The organism is Pseudovibrio sp. Ad26, assembly GCF_001623285.1.
Classification (GTDB): domain Bacteria; phylum Pseudomonadota; class Alphaproteobacteria; order Rhizobiales; family Stappiaceae; genus Pseudovibrio; species Pseudovibrio ascidiaceicola.
Genome location: NZ_LMCE01000094.1, coordinates 158,172 through 178,241 on the forward strand (window position 1 = coordinate 158,172; position 20,070 = coordinate 178,241).

Here is a 20,070-nt window from a genome sequence, read left to right on the forward strand (position 1 = left end):
CCTTATGCCTGTTTGCGAGCAGCAAAAATGTCGGCGCGGTTGAGAGATGCGGTTGTCGTGGTCTTTTGTGAGCCATAGTTACTGGCTTGATTGCTTGAACGGAGCCGCTCTTGTTCGTAAGTGCTGGCCTGCGTACTGGGTACATCCTCCTGAGGCTTTTCAGTTCCCTCTGCTTTAGGGGCTTTGGCAAGCACCTTCTGGCCATCCTCAAAGCTTGTTGTGGTCTCAAACGCGAGGTACTTTGCAAGTTCAGTGCGTCCCACAGCTTCCTCACAATTGAGGAACTTACTGATGCGCTCACGCTCTGCTGTTGCCTCATTGGCAGCATTTGACTGCGTCTGGTCAGTGTTGGGGCTGACGGAGTTGGCATCCGCCGCAGGTTGTGTCGTCATAGGCTGTGTCTCCTGATTGACCGTCGGTTGCGCGACGAATGCTGCTGGAGAGCGCTCAGCTTTAGCGCTCCAGTTCTTTGTTTTGGAAAGTTGTTTCAAAGTGTCGGGTGCACAGTTGTAAGTGCGGTAGTCAAAGGCAGACACACTCACTGCCTGAGCAGCCTCATCAACGGTTGCAAAACCTTGAACCTGAGCTTCACTGCCATTCATCCAGGTCTCTTCAACCATCATTTGGCGCAGCTCGCCAGGTGTCTTACCGGTGACATCTGCGTATATGCCCGCAAGCTGATCAGCCTGCTTATTTAGTAGTTCACCTATCGCCTCGTGATCTGCTGCTGTGCCCCATGTTCCCCCGGATGGGTCATGGATCATCATCAATGCACCGGCGCGCATTGTGCGTTCATCACCAGCCATGGCAATGACTGAGGCAGCAGATGCAGCCATTGCGTCGATGATGACAGACACTTTGCCCTTATGCGTCTTCAGAGCATTGAAGATGGCAATACCTTCATCGGTATAGCCACCGCCTGAGTTGATCCGCGCGGTGATCGGCTCATCACGACCATGCAGAGCAAGAGCATTTAGCACTTCCAATGCTGTAAAGCCTTCATCCCAATAATTTTCGCCAACGAACCCATAAAGAATGAGTTCGCCGTCCTGTAAAATTCCCGGCATTTTGGATATCCTTAAAGGGTGGGTTCAGCACCAGCGAACTGAGCGAGCCCGGCGGCGAACCTTGCCGCCCGCTGCAAGGCTGCATTTGGCCTCATACTGGGCAATGAGCTTTTGCAACGCTGGTAGATTAGCGGCTGAATAAGTCACTTCATCCCGCCCGAAGCGGACGGTCTCCCGGCGACCACCAGCAGCAACAACAAGCTCAATTTTGCGGAGCGCCGTTGCAACAGCACAAGGCTGATTGATGGAAACCATGTCAGAACCGATTTTGACCTGATCACTCATCGATAGCCCCTTGCGTTTCGTCACGGCTGACTTCCGCTACCTGCGAAGTCTTTGGCTCATAGGGTGAGCGCATGCCCGCATCCAGATATCGCCGGTGCTCGGAAAGGCGCTGTTCAAACAGCTCCTCCTCGTCGATGCCCATTTCAGAGCATTCATGAGCAAGGGATGACGTGCCATTCTCCAATCGTATGCTGGACGCCTTCGCGCTTTTTGCATCATCTGCCGTTGGCTTGGCTGGGCCTTGCCATTGAGCCCAGGATGCTTCCTCACGCAATGCAGAATAGGCTTCATATCCGCCCTTGAACGGGATACGCCCCTCACCCACTTCCTCATCAAGCCAGCTTTCGTAAACAGCCTGATAAGTTGGAGCAGCAATGCGCTCTCGCCGCCTGGTCACAACCGGCCAAATGCTCGCATTTTCCATCCGCACACTGGAGTAAGTGGCGTTGGAATAATCCATGGTTAAGCCGCCATAGGTGATCCCGATCGCCCGCGCCATTTCCCGCCCAAGTGAACCTGAGAACGGCAAGTAATGAGGCCCTGGCGTGCCAGCCGTTTTGATTTCAAAATCTTCACCCGGCGCGATATGTGACACCGTAGGATCACTGCCCAAATGAACGGAATTTTCTGCGGACTTATCCAGGGTGCTTAGGAGATAATCAGAAAAAGAGTCTTTGAACTCCTTGCCGGCTTCGGTGTCCTGCATCGCGTCGATCGCAGCAAACGCCTCTTCTGATGGCAACTCACTCTTCAAAACAGCAGCAAACAAGGTTTGCAAAATAGCGGTTTGCAGCGTGGCATCCTCAAGCATTTCGTGCTGGATGTGCTTTCTAAAGGCAGACGCTAAAACGGAAATCCCACGTACATCGCTTGCACAGGTGGGATCAAAAATATGCAAGACCTGAGCACGCCCAGCCAGATCGCGAGCGTTATACCTTGTTTTGACGGTTTGACCGTTTCTCGCCTCTTCAATCAGATAGGAAATCGGGCGGCCATTCTCATCATGGTAGACACCCTGAAACAAACAGTCATGTTCCAGCGTGTCCTGAACCAGCTTCTGCGGTGAAAACAGGCAGAGCTTTGTTCCGGCCTTGATGCCGTAACGCGCCCGTTGAGCACTGCCCATATAGTCCAGCATGCCTGTCACTTCGCCAAAGGTGATGTAGTCTCGCAAAGAGCAATCAACCAACTGTGGCAGGGTGAACTTACCGCGCATGTCGCATTCAGCCTGGTTCCAGGCAAACCGCTTCCAGCGCTGTTTAACAATCCGGCACCATTCAGCGGTCTCCTGCGCATCATAGCCCGCAGCGTGTAAGTCCGGTTTGGGATTAAGCAGCAGTTCGGAGCCAACCGTATCTGCAATCACCTGATCCACAGCGCCTTTCAGCCGCCCTGAGTTTTGAATGATGTCACGCGCCAGCCCTGCACAGCGGCGCCAGGACAAACGAATATCATCCCGGCTGTTTGTGAGCGGAGCTGGACGTGTTGCCAGAACCTTAGAGCGAGTATCGCGCAGATATCGACTGACGCTGCGCACTGCAACCTGCCCTGTTCCCTTCTCAGGTGGTGCTGGTTTCCCGCTCCGGTTAAGCAACCGCCCAAGCGCTTTTAACGGTTCCGCCATTTCTCGCGCCTCTTCCTGATACGCTGCTGCCTCTCCGCCCATCCGTTGTCGTGAGCTGGAGCTGCTTTTATCTGTGATGTTTTGGTGGGAGTGCTGGCTTGGTTTGCCTTGACAGCTTCAGGCGAGAGCAAGTCCAGGTCCTTTGCAGGCACCAACCGCTTTCGCAGCCGAGACCAGTCATTGTCAGTATTTGAAGTCAGGCCCAAATGCTCGGCAATCGCCATGGCGTAGATCCGGCAATCAAGGAAGTGGTTGTCCTTCCGGGACTTTTTCCATTCCTCAAGCAACCGGCCCTTCACCAGTTTCTGGTCAAAATACTCAGCGGTGATTTGAAGAAAGTACTCTTCATCCAGCCAAACCCCATAATGACAGTAACCAGGAGGATCACACTCAGCGCCAGCTGCCATCCCAGACTTATGCAAGCTGCCAAAGAACTCGTGCTTAAGGCCCCATGTTCCAACAGGCCAAAGCTGAGAGCCACGCACTTTCACGCGCTTGCCTCGTTTGTTGACTGACTTCTTCTGCGGCAGTCCGATCGCAGGAACACCGCGCCCACCCTGCCCTTTAATGGCATAGGTGTCAGGCCTTGCTCTGCACCAGCTGAGCACTTGCTCCATACGGCCACTGTCACCAGCATCCACCGCCAGACCATCCAGCCGGCGCTCCATGCCCCATGCGTCCTTAAAGCCTTGCTTGTAAAACTCATCCAGCTTAAGCCATGCACCCGCCTTAATGTCATCCGTTGAGCCTTCTAGAAAGTGCGCATCCACGCACCAGCTCTGCCGGTCATCACCAAAGGCCACTGCCTCCACATAGATGCCGTAGTGCTGAACATCCGCGCCGGCCACAAACAACAGGCCTTCAGCCGGGATCTTGCCACGCTCCAGCTGTTCACGCCGTTCCATAAGCCGTTCATGTTTGGGAGCATTGCCGCGCATGGCGTAAGCCTTGGCGAGCACCAGATTGGTGAAGTTCTTTTTGGCTGCTTCACTTCGTTTTTCTGCGTTGATAAAGTCCCGCGCGATATCGCCGTAACTCATCATCAGAGAGCAAAACGCATCCACATGGAAACCCGGCTGGCGTCCCTCGTCTGGCTTTGTAGCAATGAACCGCCCTTTGCGAACAGCAACTACGCGCTCAGCCTCTGTAATGAAGTGGCCACATTCCTCACAAAGGTAGGTACTTTCCTCTGGATCTTCCCGGTTTATCTGAAACCCGCTCCAGTCCTGCCGTTGTTCAAAGTCGCAGGACGGGCAGCGGATGTGCCAAAACCGTTGGTCTGAGCGCTTGAAATCGCGGTCGATACGGCAATGACCCGGACCTTCTCCGTCTTCATCGCCGCTATCATGTTCCGGAGTAGAAAGAGCAAAGATTTTATAGGACTTCTCACGACGAAATGCAGTGAAGCGTCCAAAGAAAAGTTCTTCAGGATCGCCGCCATTGTCCGTCTCTTCCCACTTGGAAACCTCGTCTTTCACCCCATACTTGATCGTCTTGGAGGAAAGATCCATTTCCGAATTGGCATTAGCAAGCGACAGTGCGCCCCCTGGAAACTTCTTCTCAAAGGTGGTCGACCCTTTACCGCTGCGGCTTGTAATCGGTTCAATCACCTGCTTGGAAGTGCGCTTCTCCCATGCCTCAATCAAAGGCATGATCTTCATGGAATTGGTTTCTTTCAGTGCCTGATCGCCAGGCACTGCATACAAAATATTGTCGGGTGCGTTTTCCGCCAGATAGATACTCCAGGAAAGCCCTAGGATAGAAACACCGGTCTGCTGAGATTTGCGAACGCAGACATAGTTGCAAGGGTGATCAGCAGACAGACACGCCGCAATCTCCGGCAAATACGGAGCGTCTTTAGCATTCCAAAGCTCTCCACGCCTCGGCCCGTCCACCAGCTCAATGTTCTTTGGGAGCCATTCATGAAAAGGCAGCGGCTTCTTAGGGCGGATCGCCTTTGCAAGTACTCTCGTAACAAGACGTGCTGCACCGTAAACTCTTGTGTTTGCCCCTCGCAAACTTCCCAAAGTTCCCTGCATGGCTCACCTGTTGTTAAAGTTCTTCCTGTTGTTCCCCTGCAAGCATGAGTTCTTCTGCACTTGCTTCAGCCCCGACAACACCTTCTGGCAAGTCATCAAACTGAGGTGCCTCCTGAAAAGACGCTTCCATTGCTTCGGCAATCTCCTCCGCAACTTCAAAGGCAGCATCCTTCAGCGCCAGGCGCAGGCCATGGACACCATCCTTGGTGACACGCGCTGCCAGGTCATCCGCTCGATTGGGAAGCCGCGCAACAACGGATTTGATCTCGCCTCCCATTTTGGCGAGCGCATCTTCCATAAGATCGCGGCGCACCAGTGCTCCAAGCTCTTCCTGCATTGCAAGCCGGAGCCGGAGCACCTTAAGCCATGTCTCTTGGCGCTTGCCCTCGTTAAGGCTTTGCGGGTCAGCACCAGGCACAGGGACTGGTTGACCTTGAGATGGCGCAGCAGGACTTGGAGCTGCAACGATAGCTTGTATCTTGGCGGACGCCTTGAGCGGGTTCGTAAAACGAGCGCGTATGTGGTCATAGTGAGCAAGCGAGAAGCACGTAATCCGTCCACGTCCATCGCGCTCAACTGGTAAGCTGTGATTGTCTGCGTAGTTGCGCACGTTTTTTGAAACTGCCGATTTTGAAACTCCATCGCGATCGGCAACCTGTACAAATGTTGCCATCACCAGCGGTGCATCATCTTGCATTTGTATGCCTCCACCTCTGGCAACCTTGGCAACCGGCTGCTGGCAACTCTAACAACCCTGACAACTCAAATTTTCAACCTGTAAAACTGACTAAACCCCGGGAGCTGCGCCCCCCGCGGGGAAAGGATGTTTTGTACGGTCCCTTTTTTTCTCAGCCGCCGCCGCGCCTTCAAAGCGAGCGGAGCAGCCGGTCGATTTCGTGTTCCAACCGAGGACGTAGCTTTTCGTCGGCGACGCTTTCGAGCACGTCCATAAATTCATCTTCATGGTTTTGAACATCAGCAGCAGGGTTTGGCCCCCAAAGTTCGCGGACTGGAAGGCGTGCTGCGCTTGATCGTTTGAACACTCCAGCATGACCAGAGGCCATCGTGGCAAGGAATGTGCCCTGGTGTGTTCCCCAGTTGCGAACAGATACACCATCCCGTGTCTGGCGGACACTCCCCAACTGGTAGAGCGGTATCCAACCAGAGCGCATAATAACACTGGCGGTATCTGCTCCTGTGTTCACCGCAATGGTTACACTGCGAATATCCTTTTGCCGCATTCCTGTAGATGCTGCGGACTTTCGAATGACACGCGTTTTGGCAATTGCTGTCGTATGTTTGAGGGCGCGAGCAATGGCCTTTCCTTTGATCTCACCAGGCAAGTTGCCAAGCCCACGCATGAGATCCTCAAGGTCTCGTTTGTCGAAGCTAACTGTGAACATGTTGAGGCCTTAGGAAACAAGCAATGTGTCACTTCTCAATAAAAAACCGCCCTGTAGGTTGTCCCTCAAGGCGGTTTTCTTTCCGCTGTCAGGCTGTCAAACGACGCGGGTCATTTCAAGCCACTGAGCTCATTTCGAGCAATCTCACAGCCTTCCGATCAAACTCAGGTGCTTGAAACTTCTTGAGTTTGTGAGTTTTCAACATCGGTAGCGCACCGCTTATGATTTCGAGCGCTGCACACCAGTAGGTGTAGGTTTCCAGCAAGAACTCTTCCAAATCACTCTCAACGGATACCACCTGCAGCTCACAGGCCTGCCCGACGCGGCAGCCCTGCCCGTCGTAGTCGTGAGGCTTTGGCAGTTTTGTGCCCGGACGAGCAAATAGCTCCTCACCATCAGCCCGCCAGTAGCTCATCACCGTGCGCCCGGTCCGATCGCGCTTTTCCTGCAGCTTACGGCCACTCAGTGCTGGTTTCTCCGGCTGTGTCCGGTTTGCGCCGTAGTAGATCAGCAGACCAGCGGCATAGGCGCAATCATCGGACTGAGCTGCAAACTCCTTCACCGCGCCATGCACGGCCTCGGCATCTGGATGCAGCTCCACACATGAGCGCCCGCCGCCATCCACGAAGGTGCGCAGATGCAGCAGCTGCTCAAGTGAGTTCAACGCACAGCGGACGTCGAAGTGCCGTGCCTCATCATCGCTCACGATATCCAGATGAGCCTTCTGCTCGCCGTAGGTCCAGTCCAGCAAGCTGACCAGATCAATTCTACGGACTTCGTTCTGCTCTGCCTGCTCTTGTTTGAGCCGGCCAATGTATTCCGGTGATGCGCGCAGCGTTTGAACCATAATTGATCTCCTGCGAGTGTTCCGAGGGTACCGCGAGTGTTAAAATCAGACCCTCGCGGCCATTTTATCTTTTAATATCAATTGTTTTTATAACCCTCCGCGAGGGTTCAAGGGTTAGTTGACTAATTACGCATATGAGAAGTCTTTTCCTTAAAAGCTATTCCCCATTCCCCTATATATGCGCAGGCGCGCGATATACCCTCGCGCCCTCGCGGCTATCCTCTAACCCATTCACGGTTTTACGAAATCCGGCGCGAGGCACACGGCTTAACCCTCGCGCATACCCTCGCACCCTCGCGGGCTCAGTTACACTCATCCCATAGCCTCCCAACTCATCGTTTCAGGACGCATCTCGGCTGGCAGATTGAAGCGCACATTGGCGTATTTGCGGATGCGGGTCATCACCTTGCGCATGCCCGGTTTCTTCGGCAGCTCGCGCCCTAAAGCTGTTTCCGTAAAAGGCTTTAGGCCGGAGATTTCAGACCACTTCTTATAGGTGTCATACATGGCGCGGCCAGTGATGGAGGGCTCGTTCGGGTCCTCTCCCGGCGGCTCGGCAAACTCCAGACAGGCATCCACAAATTGCTGTATCGGGTCCAGCTCGGTCTTGTAATCCTGCGTCAGCCCTTCCACGGCTGGCGGCACATCCAGCCCTTCCTCCATGTAGATCTGCAGCCCCTTCAGCATCCAGTTGAGAATGCCCGATCGCTCGGCCTCAAACTCGGCCAGCACCTCGGCCATCGGTCGCTTCTGCTCCTCACTGATGCGCACGGACCACGGCACGATCAGCAAGCGCCGCCAGATGCCATAGTCATTGCCTTTGATGAAGGGCTTGTCGTTACCGCTCATGATCGCCTTGAAGATCGGCGTCATGTCAAAGAAGCCCTGATGCAGCCGGCGGACCTGCATGGGCTCTCCACCCGTCAGCGCCTTGATCAGCTCTTCCTTCACCGCTTCGCCCTTGGGCAGTTCGGAAACGCGCACCAGCCGTTTGCCCACCAGCGTTGCCAGATCGGGCGTTGCCTGGTCACCACGCCGCTGTCCTGTACCCGTCACACTTTCCGGGTTCAGCTGACCAGCATAATCACCCATCAGCCCGCAGATCGCCTCCACAAAGGTGGATTTGCCATTGGCCCCATCGCCATAGAAGAACAGCAGCTTTTGTTCTGCCGTCAGCCCGGTCAGGCAATAGCCGGCATACACCTGCAAAAAGCGCTGCACGCCCACATCAGGCTGGAAGAAGTCCAGAAACGTCTGCCACCGCGGGCATTCCGCTTTGGGGTCAAAGTTCACCGGTGCGCATTTGGAAAGCCGCATGGCTCTGTCATGGGTCACGGAATCCGGCACCATCACCTGCCCGCCTTCTCCATCAGGTTCAGGGTGCAGCTGCAGCGTGGCCGTGCGCGTGTTGAATACAAGGTCGTCTTCGTCCATTTCCTCTGGCGCATAGGTCACATGCGGCAGGGCCTGCACAATCATGCCTTTGATCTTGTTGGAATTGCCGCTGGAAACCGCAAACTTCTTGCGCGCAGTCCGCCTGCCGGAGCGGGCCTTTTTCACGTCCTCCGCATCCTTCAGCAGCGCTTCCTGCTCTTTGGTCAGCGCCGCTTCTTCTGCCAGACGCGGCACCGCCTTGGCTTTTTCTAGCACCAGCTCCTCCCAGGGCTCATAGCCAAGGTAGTCGAGTTCTTCTTTGATCAGTTCCGCCGTGCGCTGCGCATAGCGGGTCATCACTTCCTCGCCGCCGGTCAAATCCCAGTGGGTGCCTTTGAAGGTGTAAAACCCCACCTCCCGCACGTGCAAAAACTCCTCGCCAAAATGCTCCCGAAGCCGCTTGGCATTGCCCGTATCATTTTGGTCATAAAGGGCGCAGCGCGAGAGTTTTTCGGCAAACTCGGTTGAAAGTGGGGTGATGAGGGGATCGTCACTTGGCTGCATCGCGCCCTCAATCGCCTGGCTCATGGTGCTCATGCCGCATCCCTCCCGTTCGCCAGTATCCAGTCATTCATGTCCATCCCAAGCGGTGGCCATAAGATCTGCGCTGACCGCCCCTCAAACCGCAGGCGCCGCACAGCCCGTTCCAGCTGAGCTTTCAGTGCTTCAAGGTCTTTGGTGTCACTGTCAGCCAAAACAATCATGGACCGCGCCTCAAATGGCAGAAACGCCCGCGCGCTGGCCATGTCCGGTTGCCGTGATGGCAACAGGTGACCGGTACGCACCGGATGCGGCTCGCAGATCCCGTCAGGCTTGCCAGAGCCCACCAGATTGCCAAGCGAGCCCGCGCACCAGCACGAAAGGCCAAAGGGCGCACAGGACAGACAGGTCTCAATGCCCTCACCCACGCCCATCACTGGGATCCGCGGGCCAAGCCGCAAACTGGCACCCATATACGGCCCGCGGATCTTTTTGGCTGGCAACCGCAGCCCATCCTCAAGGCTTAGTTTAATTTTGCCGCTACCATCCGCGTTCAGCCAGGTCTGGTGCACTGCTGCAAACCGGCCTTGCTTATTTTGAAAGGCCGCCAGCAGCGCAGGTCCATGATGGATGATCTCGAAGCGCCCCTTCGCAGTCTCTGCCCAGTACGGCAGATCCGCAGCAAACCGCAGCACCGCGCCGGGCAACGATATGTCACCCAGCCCCCGCGCCTCGCGCAGATAGGTTTCTGCAACACTGCCGGAAAGCTCTGTCCCCGCTGAAAAGATCTTATAGGCCGCCTGACGTGCTTTTTCCTGTGTGGAGGCCGCGTGCGCTGCCGCAAGCACCTTGTTGTCCTGCATCAGCTTGTGCTGCTTGTCCTGCCAGCGCTGATCACGGGCAATCTGTGCCCCGCCCAATGCTTCAACCGCATCAGCAAAGCTGGAAAAGCCCTCAAACTCCATCATCCAGTCGATGATGGATCCGGAGCGGCCACAGGCGGTGGAGTAGCAGCGGAAACTGTTGCTGACAGGGTCAAACACAAAGCTGGCATTACGATCGTCATGGTCGGGAAACGGACATTTGCCGGAATACAGCCGGCCAGATTTGCGCAGCGTGGTGTGCCGGCAAATGCGACCATACAGGTCAGCAGATTGCTTCAATCGCAACAAATCGAGAGTGGAATACCGCATCACACCAGCCTCCCTTGCTTGGGCGGTCGTGGTGGTGGCGGCGTGCGCTTGGCAGCCGCAACATCCGTTTCATACTGCTTCGCGTGCTCCGGACAAAACCACAGCTGCAACCGCTTACCTGCATCATCCATGGTGTAACCACGAGAGCCCCAGCGCGAGCAGTCCTCAGCCATGCAAGGATGCTCGGAATGCCCTGCCACCGTTGTTCTGGGGGATTTACGGCGATCTATCTTGAGAGTCATGCTGCACACCTCTCAACTGACGCGTGCATGATCGGAGAGACTCGGTTAGTACCCTGTTTCAAGTATAAATATGTGGGATGAGATAAGTGTACTTCAGCAGTATCATTGGCGGTATTATTGGTGCCCTTGTGGGAGTTATAGTTCTTGCATTTCTGATCGCATCTGATTGGAGAACAACCCTTGAGATCTCCTCTCTTGCCGCAACAGTGTCTATCCCATTTATCACGATCATGGGCTTCGTCTTTTTGAGAAGGCAGGTTAAAGCAGCCAACATTGGGAACAGTATTAGTCTGACAACTCAGACGCGAGAAGCTGCCTATAATATTCAAAAAGAAATCGAATGCGTAGCATGGTTTCTTCGTGAAGAAGTGCAAGCAGATAGGCTTGTTAAGCTTCTCATTAAAGCTATGGAAATTCGTCATAAAGACATAGAAAACTCGGTAAGATCTCGAAGTTATCTCTGGAGAATGGATGATGCTCTGGATAGGCTTAAAGATAGCCTTTCGCCCTCGATAAAATATCTTGATAAAGAAGCAATTTCTCTTCGAGAGCAGTTTAGATTGACAATGGATGAATATCTTTCTGATGGACTGGGAGCACCAATGCAATCTTACATGAAAGCGATATCGACTAGTGACCTTAAGGTTATTGAAAAGCTTGTAGTTGATTTGAAGAGGTACGAAGGAAACGTTCCAATCAACATCGCGAAGAAACGAGTTCAGCAAGAATATAATACGGTTCAGCTTGCAGCGAAGTATCTCCATAAACTCAACAAGCTTAAGGCAGATTACGAGGAAGACCTTTCGGAGTTCAAAAGAATTGCAGGAATCCAGATTAAAATGCACTGAGCATGTCGTACTGACCTTATTTGTGGTAGTGCCCATCACCCTACCTCCTTCACCCGCAAACCACGATAAGTCACGACGCGGCCTTTGTTTTTCACGAAGTTGTAGTCTTGCGTGAGCTGGAGCATGGCGCGACCGAAGGCGGTTTCGGTGATGATGGGGTTTCTTTCTGAGCGAGCCCAGCCTTTGTACGCCAGGAACATGGCTCGCGCGGTCATCGTGTGTTCTGGATCCAGTCGGCATCCCTCTTCGATGAACAAGCGCAATTGCTCTTCTGCTCCGGAGACGACGCTTCTGGATGCGAGGCCTCCGCGTGGGGCTAAAGACGGAACCATTGGCAAGTCCAGTTTGCGCCACAGCTCACAGGCAGCGCGTGGGCCGGAGATGCGATTAGCAATCTCGACCAATCTGGATTTGTTACCCAATTCACTCTGAGCGCCGCAGTCTTCATCCAATATCTCATCAGAAAATATTGGGTCTTGCTGCAAACCCAAGAAGTGCTGTGACAACACTCCATAACATTCGCGTTGATACTCCAAAACACGAATGCGGACGCTCTCATCCTTGATCCGGGTGCTATCAATGGTGAACAACCAACCATTCATGAGATCCAGACGCAGGCAAGTTGTGTCTTGAGAACCGCCACGACCAAAAGGTACACGTATGATACGTGTACCTTCACTTAAGATCGGATCTCTGTTGATCCGCTCTCTTTGTGCGTTCCATTGAATGCCCATGGATTCTGCAATTGGCTTCAGAGCGATATAAACACCGTCAACCTGCTCAAAGCCCCAAAGTGTGTCACCATGAAAGTCGACTTGAGTAATCATTCCGGTCATCATTTCGCTCCTTTGGATTGTGCAGACGGGTGGGATGTCATTCCGGCAACGCGTGGCAAATCGAGTTTGAACCAGAGGGCTTTGGCAGCCTCCTCTCCGAAGATCAGTCGGGCTTCCTGAACCATCAAAAGTTTGTCGCTCTCAGTGAACAGAGCGATGTTTTCTTTGGTCATGCCGCTGCTCCTCGCTCGGCAGCTTCGATCAGCTGCATCAGGTCGTTGAAAGTGGAGATGTAGTAGAGAGGTTGGGTTTCGCGCGGATTGTTAGGGCTGACTTGGTTTTTGCCGAAGGACAGGCCTTTTTCTGTCAGCAGTTTGAAGCGCTTTTCCTTGCCACTGGTGGAGGTGCGGGTGCGCTCCTCCAAAATGCCGAGGTCCAGCAGCACCTTGTTAACGGCGCGGGCTGAGCGGGTTTCTCCAATTTCCTTAAGCAGCGCTGTGAGCGCCAGACAGGCTCTCTCATTGACATAATCAGGCAACATGTTGGTTGCGCAGCCGTGGTTGTTGGCCACGGTTTCAATCATCTTGAGCTTGGAGCTGTCAGACATGGCAAGCGCCCGTCCTGCCGCTTCTGCAACGGCCATTTCCATTTCAATGGAGATGACCTGCGGAGCCCTGTCATAATTGCTGGAAGCCAGTCGATCCCGATACTCCAGAAAGGCATCAACGAGCTTGCGTTGGCCCTCTCTTGCTTTCCGGCCACCAATGAACGGCATAACAACCAATGCCGCTGCTTCAGACAGCTGATACATAGGCTGATGACGGTTCTGCTGATCGACATAAGAGATCTGCGCAAATTCTCGCAGACCTATTGTGTTGTCATCAATCAGGCTTCGCACGCTACGCAAAACATCGCGATGCTCCCGCCCAAACACCTCCGCAATCACCAGTGAGTCCGTTACAGGCTTACCATTTTCAATTTTGATCAGATGCTGCATTCCGAAACTCCTTTAACTGGCAAAAGCACGCGGGTGGAGTCCCACGCGGATTGGGTGTGGGTGAAAATCTCTGTGTGATGGGTGAGAAGAAGAGATTGCAGGGTCACAATGGACTGCACTGCCTCGCACTGATGGGGAGGCAGGTTGTTGCCGAGCGCAGACATGGCGTGCAGAAGCGCACCGAACTGGGCCACAGCTAAATCAATATTTTCAAGGGAATTCCGTAGGTCTCGGCACGCACGTGTCGCGTTATCTGCCAGCACTACCATGGCAAATCTCCTGTAGATCGGTTGAACCCGACTACCGCAGACGCCAATCTTTGGTGGTCGAGCGAACAGGATTGGCGTTACCGTCCTACAGGATACGGCGAGTCCGCAGACTCTCCCATTCACCCGACCATAAAAAACCACGCTCACGGAGAAACGTGGCGCGGTACGTGCGCCTGTAGAATAGGAAGGGACGCCAATCCCCGCACGCCTTTGTGTGACGCACTCACTGGTAAACCACCAGCTGAGCGGAATCATGACCTGATTTGTACCTGTTGTCAACGAGCTCGGAATCGCGGATAGGTTGCAGATATTTGTATTGGGAATACTTAAATGGAAAAACTGCGCTGGTTCTTCGGCAGACGGGACGCAATCAAAATCCTTGCTGGCTGGTATTTGGGGTTTATTGTCGCTTTCTTCCTTTTGGCGATTGCAAATGCGCTTTCTGTTGGAAGCATCATCACCGATTGGTTTATTGAAAACAGCGTCGAAAGAATAGACTTTGCTTATTGGACCGGAACTGAAGCCAACGTGGCTAGAGAAGCAGGCACGACCAAAGAAGTCGACACTGGCCCGGCAATAAACAAGTCGGAAGTCCTTCGAAATCTGTTTTTGGTTCTTGTTGGTATACCTGCCCTGTATCTGGCGATACGCAGAACTCGCAGTAGCGTAAAACAAACCTCTCTGTCTGAGCGAGGCCTTAACAATGAGCGCTTTCAAAATGCCGCAAAGTTGTTGTCGGAAGATCAGCTGATCTTGCGACAAGCTGGCATCTCGTCTCTTAAAGAACTGGTCAAGCAAGAACCACGAACATACTTCTATATCGTCGAGGATTTGCTTCGATCGTTCATTTTGCGCCGCAGAGCTGAGATAGCAGCACTGCGTAGCGGCAACGGGAGGAATAACCTCAACAAGCTTACGATCGAAGATCGCAAGCAAACATCTGATATCAAAATAGCTTTTACATGCCTGGGAGATATAAGGCACTACATCGAGGAGCGCCTCCACGATCAAGCAAAGCTTGACGTCGACCGGGTTGATCTCTCCGAATGCAAAGTGCCCAACGGGCGCTTCAATGGCTTCAAACTTCAAAGATCGGACTTGCGTAAGTCCTTGTTGAACGGTGCGGATCTTAGCAACGGCACTTTCACAGCAAGCAATTTTTCTGGAGCAGAGTTGAAGAAATCCAACTTGGTTGGTGCTGATTTTACAAAAGCGATATTTGAGAATGCAAATTTGAAGAAAGCTAACTCTCAACTTGGAGTACTTTTGAGCCGACTTTTGGCCATTGTTTGGATGATCCCTTCCGGTTTCTTGATCCTTCTGGGTGCCATACAAGTTATTCCACTCTGGATTGGTTTCTCCTACTTCATTGTTGCAGCTATTGTAGCTATTGTAGCTATCTACTTTACCTTTCAGATCGAGAACTATTTTACGAAGAAAGGTTTGCAGAAACTCCAACTTAAGCTCATGGGTTTCTGCTTCCTGAAAGCAGAAAAATGGATACCGCTGCCATGTAATTTTACAGAGGCCCAATTGCCTTCTGCTAAAATGAGAAAGAGTAACTTTCGACGTGGGATTTTTCAAAAAGCAAAGCTTCGTGAAGCTAATCTGACAAAAGCAAACTTGTGGAAGGCAGATTTCCAAGAAGCGGATTTGAGCGAAGCAGAATTTCAAGGTGCAAACTGCAAGGAAGCGAATTTTGCTGGAGCAACTCTTACGAAGGCGGAGTTCAAAGGCGCCAAAATGTCCGCTGCTAAGATTGAAGAGAAATGGAAACACCTGTTTATCACCGACCAATGGGAGCGAGTCATCCTCGTGGATAAGAATGGCGAACGTGTTGCGTCCTCTAAGCCTAGTAACAGCGCTCCTCCAGCAGGAAATCCAGACAAAGGCTCTGATACTGCTAACCGAGAACGGGAAAGTGCCTAGATGACTACTTTGCCCCCTGCTCTGCCAAGGGCTTTCCGATCCTACCTGCCAGGACAACTGCGTGGGTTTGGGTTTGTTTTTGCGGGTAATTTGTGGAGCCTGGGCATCTATCTGATCTATCAGGACAGCACGCTGCGGGACTGGTTTCTGGCCGGGTTTCTTTGCATTGTCGGGGCGGTTATCGTTTACTGGCTGGCAACGCGGATAGAGCCCGTTTTCAGCCCGCTCAAAGCCCTGCTGGTCACCCTGTTCTTTCAAGTGCAGATGTTCGCCGCAGTCGCGTTCATCCGCATTAGTCTGGCGGATTTCAAGATTGAGGCCATCAATCAGCTGAGCATCACCCAAATGGTTCTGGCGGTTTACATCCTCATGATCCCCATAACCCTCCTCACCGCCTTGATAAGCTGGGTGAGGCAGAGCAACCACTGAATTCTTTTCACTGGCGACAGGCTGGACACACCTCCGCAAACTGAGCGACAGTTGCGCCATTGAAAACACTAGGAATTTTTGAGCAAATTGATGGTTACTACCAGCGATACGCAAACGCGAGCTGCTACCGATGATCCACGCCAGCCCCTGAGCAAAGTTGAACTTATAAAGAAGTATGCTGCTGACATCGCGTTCGTCGCAGGAGCACAGGGCATCTGGTTCTTTTATCGCCAGCTGTATGACCTGCCCCCCATACTTGGGTTGGCTTTGCTCATCGGCAGTCCAGTTGCAATCGGTCTTGGTGTATGGCTCTGGCCCAAGAAGATCAACATCATCATTCTGATCTGTCGGATTGTCCTGATAAACGTTGGTGTGGTTGCCCTCTTCTTCGGCTTTGCCGCTGCAATCGCCTTCCTTGATTACGACGGACATATTGATGCATCGCAAATGGGGTTTGATACCTGCTTTGGTCTGACGATCGGCAGCATTGCTCCTTATTGGCTGGTCAATATCATTCGTGCGCCTTAGCACCGCACAGCACAGATACAAACCGGGGCGCTCAACCAGCTGACCATCACTCAAATGGTTCTGGCGGTTTACATCTTCATGATCGTCATACCCCTCCTCACCGCTTTCATAAGCTGGGAGAGGCAGAGCAACCACTGAATTCTTTTCACTGGCGACAGGCTGGACACACCTCCGCAAACTGAGCGACAGTTGCGCCATTGAAAACACTAGGAATTTTTGAGCAAATTGATGGTTACTACCAGCGATACGCAAACGCGAGCTGCTACCGATGATCCACGCCAGCCCCTGAGCAAAGTTGAACTTATAAAGAAGTATGCTGCTGACATCGCGTTCGTCGCAGGAGCACAGGGCATCTGGTTCTTTTATCGCCAGCTGTATGACCTGCCCCCCATACTTGGGTTGGCTTTGCTCATCGGCAGTCCAGTTGCAATCGGTCTTGGTGTATGGCTCTGGCCCAAGAAGATCAACATCATCATTCTGATCTGTCGGATTGTCCTGATAAACGTTGGTGTGGTTGCCCTCTTCTTCGGCTTTGCCGCTGCAATCGCCTTCCTTGATTACGACGGACATATTGATGCATCGCAAATGGGGTTTGATACCTGCTTTGGTCTGACGATCGGCAGCATTGCTCCTTATTGGCTGGTCAATATCATTCGTGCGCCTTAGCACCGCACAGCACAGATACAAACCGGGGCGCTCAACCAGCTGACCATCACTCAAATGGTTCTGGCGGTTTACATCTTCATGATCGTCATACCCCTCCTCACCGCTTTCATAAGCTGGGAGAGGCAGAGCAACCACTGAATTCTTTTCACTGGCGACAGACTGGACACACATCAGCAAACTGAGCGAAAGTTGCGCCATTGAAAACACTAGGAATTTTTGAGTAAATTGATGGTTGAGAGTGACAGGAACCAAAGTACACACGCCACCACAGAACCAAACCAGACACCGAGTAAAGCCAGTCTCGCCATAAAATACGCAGCTATACTTGCCTTCAGCATTGGCGGAAACGTACTCTGGAGCATTTATATTCAGGCATCCGGACCGCTCTCCACGTTTCAGTTGGCGACACTTGTCGGGGGATTTGCACTGATCGGCATCGGTATATGGCTCTGGCACATAAAGCTCGACATCTTTGATATCATTGTGACAGTTCTTGTCTTGAGCATCGGTATGAAATTGTTTTTTCTTGCCTTCCTGGGTGTTGTTTCCTTGCTGATCTCTTACGGCGTAATTGGTGGTTGGATAGTTGAGCCCTTGATCCTGCCCGTCCTTTTTGTGGCAAGTATTTCTGCCATTATGGCAATCAATATCATTCGTACGCCCTAGAACCAGACAGTGCAGATACAAACCTAGGCGCTCAATAAACTGCCCATAACTCTCCTCACTGCTTCCATAAGCTGGGTGAGGCAGAGCAACCACTGAATTCTTTTCACTGGCGACAGACTGGACACACATCAGAAAACTGAGCGACAGTTGCGCCATTGGAAACACTAGGAATTTTTGAGCAAATTGATGGCTGAGAGTGATAGGAACCAAAGTGAAATCGCTACCGACGAGCCAAGCCAGACAAGGAGTAAGGCTGGTCGCATAAAGAAATACACATTTATACTTGCATTTGCCTTTGGAGGCAGCATGCTTTGGATCACTTTCATCCAGGGATCCGAACCGCTTTCCTTGCTTCAGTGGGTAGAACAATTCGGGGCATTTGCCCTTATCGGCATATTGCTCTGGTACAGAAAGCTTGGCCTCTTTGAGATTGTGGTGACCGCTCTTGTGCTGCCTATTGGGATAATGCTTATTTTTCTTTCCTTTGTCGGCTTGCCGGCCTCTTACAATGTGATTGGTTTGTGGGCCATTGACCCCATTCCTATTCTCGCTTTTTTTGTGATAAGCATTGTCGCCATATTGGCTATATACATCAACTGCTAGCCCTAGCATCGACCCGTCTCCCTTAAAGGATCGAGGCGAACCTTTGGTTTTTGGGACACGGTGATTTGCCAGAGGCAGCTAAACCAGTTGTCAAAATCAACCAGCCTGCCACTCTGCAACCCCTGTTTGTAAAACGTCTCGTCAGTCGCTTCGAAGTGATCAAACACCATTCGCAATACATGCATTGCGCATGAATTTTTTTCATCCGCCAAGGTGTAGACTCTGAGGGCTGCTTTATTGCAAACTTGCCCTCGCGGTAATGGTGCGTTTTGCGCGCTATTCGCCCTTCCAAATACTCCTCTGGACATGCGTTTTCTCGTGAGTGAGCGCATGTCTCTTTTTCTGAATTCAATTGATACTTCAATGTAACGGACCTGTTTTTCATGAAAGACAAAGCCGATCAGCCTCGCCCCTATATCAAGTCCCAAAACACATTTGCTGTGATTGGCTTGCTGGGCCTTTGTGGCCGTGTGTGTGTGTCCATCACCTTTTGGGTTAATGCAGCGCTGCAACTGATCGTTTCTGCTCTGATGCTGCTGAGCGATGAAAACAGTGATCCGGTTCCGCAACTGATTGCGGGCTGTGTGATGATGCTTTTGGGGTTTGTGTTCTGGCCTCATTACAAACCAGCTACCCAGCACAGAAAACGCAAACGCGTTTATGCGGGCAGTCTTCTCAGAGGCAAACATACCGAAGCCGGATAAGGCTCTTGGTGCCACTGCATCAGCTGCATTCACGCCACCGCCCTCCGTGCATTCAGCAGCTCGCTTGGACGTGGTGCGCCTACCTGAGTGCAGTAGCGGTTGACCGCTCGGCAGACGACGTGGACGCTGACGCCGGAGGCGTGTGCGATGCGCTCGTAGTTCCAGTGGAACTGGCAGCTGAGGCCGTAATAGAAGCAGCCGCGGCAGAAGACATCCTGCTTTCGTTTGCTGTTTGAGGTGAACAGGCGACCCACGGGCACCTTGCAGGTTTTTGCCACACCGGATGCAAAGGTCCGGACGTCCTCCGGCAACGCCTTAAACAGACGGATTTGCGGGGTGAGGTCAGCATCCCTGCTCTGCACCGGATAGAGCGCCACACCGCCCGAAACAGGCACACCAGACAGGATGATCCGTTCGGCTGTCTCTGTCTTGATCACGTTCTCAACGTCACCCTCTGAACAGCCATAGATGCCAGCGATGGCGCGCAGGCTCATGTTGTTGGTGTGGTGCTGCACAATTCTGCGCCGGATGGTTGGGGACTGGATCATTTGTCTGCCTCCCGCTCAATGGCTTCGCAGGTTTTATCCAGCTTGACGGCCACGCTGATCAGCTCTGCGATTTCCTTGCGAAGGTGGTGACGTTTCACTTCATCAGCAGAGACTTTACCATCATCCTTCAGGCACTCGGCCACGCGGGAGATCACATCCGAAAACTCTTTGGAGAGCAGGCCCATGTTGCCGATCCAGTCGGGCTCGGCGGCTTCTCGTGGGAGTTTGACCAGGGCGTGGCCACTCATGCGGGCCAGGATGCGGGTGAGTACGGGATCAGCGGCCTCGTGCTCCAGATCGGCAATCACGTCCACCGGCATGGCATCATGGCTTTGCTGGTTGCCATAGCGGGAGAGCTGGCACGGCGCCACGCGGGTGACCATGCTGGCCGCTTCCACCCCGCCATTCAGCTTCACCAGAGCTTTGGAGTAGGCAAACAGGCGGGAATAGTCAGATTCCGGCAGGGTGCGACTGGTTTGTGAGCGGGACATGC

At 52.9% G+C, this 20,070-nt stretch carries 24 protein-coding genes; 8 read left to right on the top strand and 16 right to left on the bottom strand.

Translation table 11 applies throughout. The features are described from left to right. Positions 1 to 2 precede the first annotated feature (2 nt). The 10 genes from PsAD26_RS20455 to PsAD26_RS29455 form a co-directional block, all read right to left on the bottom strand. On the bottom strand, positions 3 to 1,067 hold the full coding sequence (locus PsAD26_RS20455) for a head maturation protease, ClpP-related (RefSeq protein WP_063311884.1): 1,065 nt from the start codon (positions 1,065 to 1,067) through the stop codon (positions 3 to 5). A gap of 24 nt (positions 1,068 to 1,091) precedes the next feature. Next, positions 1,092 to 1,352 carry a hypothetical protein gene (locus PsAD26_RS20460; RefSeq protein ID WP_063311885.1) on the bottom strand — a complete coding sequence of 87 codons (261 nt, stop codon included), beginning with the start codon at positions 1,350 to 1,352 and terminating at the stop codon, positions 1,092 to 1,094. Then, positions 1,345 to 2,976, bottom strand: coding sequence for a phage portal protein (locus tag PsAD26_RS20465; protein ID WP_063311886.1), 1,632 nt, complete (start codon positions 2,974 to 2,976; stop codon positions 1,345 to 1,347). Before PsAD26_RS20465 ends, PsAD26_RS20460 begins: the two co-directional genes overlap by 8 nt. After that, positions 2,961 to 5,015, bottom strand: coding sequence for a terminase gpA endonuclease subunit (locus PsAD26_RS20470; protein WP_063311887.1), 2,055 nt, complete (start codon positions 5,013 to 5,015; stop codon positions 2,961 to 2,963). The genes PsAD26_RS20465 and PsAD26_RS20470 overlap by 16 nt, the downstream gene beginning before the upstream one ends. 13 nt (positions 5,016 to 5,028) lie before the next feature. Then, positions 5,029 to 5,712: a hypothetical protein gene (locus PsAD26_RS20475; protein WP_063311888.1), complete on the bottom strand. Its 684-nt coding sequence runs from the start codon at positions 5,710 to 5,712 to the stop codon at positions 5,029 to 5,031. Positions 5,713 to 5,881: 169 nt separating this feature from the next. Then, positions 5,882 to 6,418, bottom strand: coding sequence for a phage tail protein (locus PsAD26_RS20480; protein ID WP_063311889.1), 537 nt, complete (start codon positions 6,416 to 6,418; stop codon positions 5,882 to 5,884). A 115-nt stretch (positions 6,419 to 6,533) separates the two neighbouring features. Continuing rightward, complete coding sequence (locus PsAD26_RS20485; RefSeq protein WP_063311890.1) at positions 6,534 to 7,265, bottom strand: hypothetical protein; 732 nt, start codon at positions 7,263 to 7,265, stop codon at positions 6,534 to 6,536. A gap of 312 nt (positions 7,266 to 7,577) precedes the next feature. Further along, positions 7,578 to 9,236, bottom strand: coding sequence for a phage/plasmid primase, P4 family (locus PsAD26_RS20490; RefSeq protein ID WP_063311891.1), 1,659 nt, complete (start codon positions 9,234 to 9,236; stop codon positions 7,578 to 7,580). Continuing rightward, entirely contained in the window at positions 9,233 to 10,372 is a 1,140-nt protein-coding gene (locus tag PsAD26_RS20495) for a CHC2 zinc finger domain-containing protein (RefSeq protein WP_063311892.1), read from the bottom strand. The genes PsAD26_RS20490 and PsAD26_RS20495 overlap by 4 nt, the downstream gene beginning before the upstream one ends. Next, complete coding sequence (locus PsAD26_RS29455) at positions 10,372 to 10,614, bottom strand: hypothetical protein (protein WP_153041544.1); 243 nt, start codon at positions 10,612 to 10,614, stop codon at positions 10,372 to 10,374. The genes PsAD26_RS20495 and PsAD26_RS29455 overlap by 1 nt, the downstream gene beginning before the upstream one ends. 86 nt (positions 10,615 to 10,700) lie before the next feature. On the opposite strand from PsAD26_RS29455, the gene PsAD26_RS20500 reads away from it, so the two are divergent. Then, complete coding sequence (locus tag PsAD26_RS20500) at positions 10,701 to 11,462, top strand: hypothetical protein (protein ID WP_063311893.1); 762 nt, start codon at positions 10,701 to 10,703, stop codon at positions 11,460 to 11,462. Between the two features lie 35 nt (positions 11,463 to 11,497). On the opposite strand, the gene PsAD26_RS20505 is transcribed toward PsAD26_RS20500, so the two are convergent. From PsAD26_RS20505 to PsAD26_RS20515, 4 genes are read right to left on the bottom strand one after another with little or no spacing between them, the layout of a single operon-like run. Continuing rightward, positions 11,498 to 12,298, bottom strand: a complete 801-nt coding sequence (locus PsAD26_RS20505; RefSeq protein WP_193758322.1) for a phage antirepressor N-terminal domain-containing protein — start codon at positions 12,296 to 12,298, stop codon at positions 11,498 to 11,500. Continuing rightward, complete coding sequence (locus PsAD26_RS29730) at positions 12,298 to 12,471, bottom strand: hypothetical protein (RefSeq protein WP_193758323.1); 174 nt, start codon at positions 12,469 to 12,471, stop codon at positions 12,298 to 12,300. Before PsAD26_RS29730 ends, PsAD26_RS20505 begins: the two co-directional genes overlap by 1 nt. Then, entirely contained in the window at positions 12,468 to 13,235 is a 768-nt protein-coding gene (locus tag PsAD26_RS20510; protein ID WP_063311895.1) for a Rha family transcriptional regulator, read from the bottom strand. Before PsAD26_RS20510 ends, PsAD26_RS29730 begins: the two co-directional genes overlap by 4 nt. Beyond that, complete coding sequence (locus tag PsAD26_RS20515; RefSeq protein ID WP_063311896.1) at positions 13,223 to 13,504, bottom strand: hypothetical protein; 282 nt, start codon at positions 13,502 to 13,504, stop codon at positions 13,223 to 13,225. The genes PsAD26_RS20510 and PsAD26_RS20515 overlap by 13 nt, the downstream gene beginning before the upstream one ends. Before the next feature lie 330 nt (positions 13,505 to 13,834). On the opposite strand from PsAD26_RS20515, the gene PsAD26_RS20520 reads away from it, so the two are divergent. The 7 genes from PsAD26_RS20520 (at position 13,835) to PsAD26_RS20555 (ending at position 19,029) form a co-directional block, all read left to right on the top strand. Beyond that, positions 13,835 to 15,433: a pentapeptide repeat-containing protein gene (locus PsAD26_RS20520; RefSeq protein WP_063311897.1), complete on the top strand. Its 1,599-nt coding sequence runs from the start codon at positions 13,835 to 13,837 to the stop codon at positions 15,431 to 15,433. Next, positions 15,434 to 15,862 carry a hypothetical protein gene (locus PsAD26_RS20525; protein ID WP_063311898.1) on the top strand — a complete coding sequence of 143 codons (429 nt, stop codon included), beginning with the start codon at positions 15,434 to 15,436 and terminating at the stop codon, positions 15,860 to 15,862. It abuts the gene before it with no gap. A gap of 90 nt (positions 15,863 to 15,952) precedes the next feature. Continuing rightward, a complete protein-coding gene (locus PsAD26_RS20530; RefSeq protein WP_063311899.1) occupies positions 15,953 to 16,390 on the top strand; it encodes a hypothetical protein in 438 nt (145 codons plus the stop codon). Positions 16,391 to 16,618: 228 nt separating this feature from the next. Then, a complete protein-coding gene (locus PsAD26_RS20535) occupies positions 16,619 to 17,056 on the top strand; it encodes a hypothetical protein (protein WP_063311899.1) in 438 nt (145 codons plus the stop codon). 228 nt (positions 17,057 to 17,284) lie between these two features. After that, positions 17,285 to 17,722, top strand: a complete 438-nt coding sequence (locus PsAD26_RS20540) for a hypothetical protein (protein WP_063311900.1) — start codon at positions 17,285 to 17,287, stop codon at positions 17,720 to 17,722. Positions 17,723 to 17,908: 186 nt separating this feature from the next. Then, the gene (locus tag PsAD26_RS20545; RefSeq protein WP_063311901.1) at positions 17,909 to 18,325 is read left to right on the top strand and encodes a hypothetical protein; all 417 of its coding nucleotides are present in this window, start codon (positions 17,909 to 17,911) and stop codon (positions 18,323 to 18,325) included. 383 nt (positions 18,326 to 18,708) lie between these two features. Further along, complete coding sequence (locus tag PsAD26_RS20555) at positions 18,709 to 19,029, top strand: hypothetical protein (protein ID WP_063311903.1); 321 nt, start codon at positions 18,709 to 18,711, stop codon at positions 19,027 to 19,029. 29 nt (positions 19,030 to 19,058) lie between these two features. Here the strand turns inward: PsAD26_RS20555 and PsAD26_RS20560 are convergent, their stop codons facing one another. Then, the gene (locus tag PsAD26_RS20560; RefSeq protein WP_063311904.1) at positions 19,059 to 19,577 is read right to left on the bottom strand and encodes a hypothetical protein; all 519 of its coding nucleotides are present in this window, start codon (positions 19,575 to 19,577) and stop codon (positions 19,059 to 19,061) included. Next, positions 19,574 to 20,068: a hypothetical protein gene (locus PsAD26_RS20565; RefSeq protein WP_063311905.1), complete on the bottom strand. Its 495-nt coding sequence runs from the start codon at positions 20,066 to 20,068 to the stop codon at positions 19,574 to 19,576. The genes PsAD26_RS20560 and PsAD26_RS20565 overlap by 4 nt, the downstream gene beginning before the upstream one ends. Positions 20,069 to 20,070: the final 2 nt, after the last annotated feature.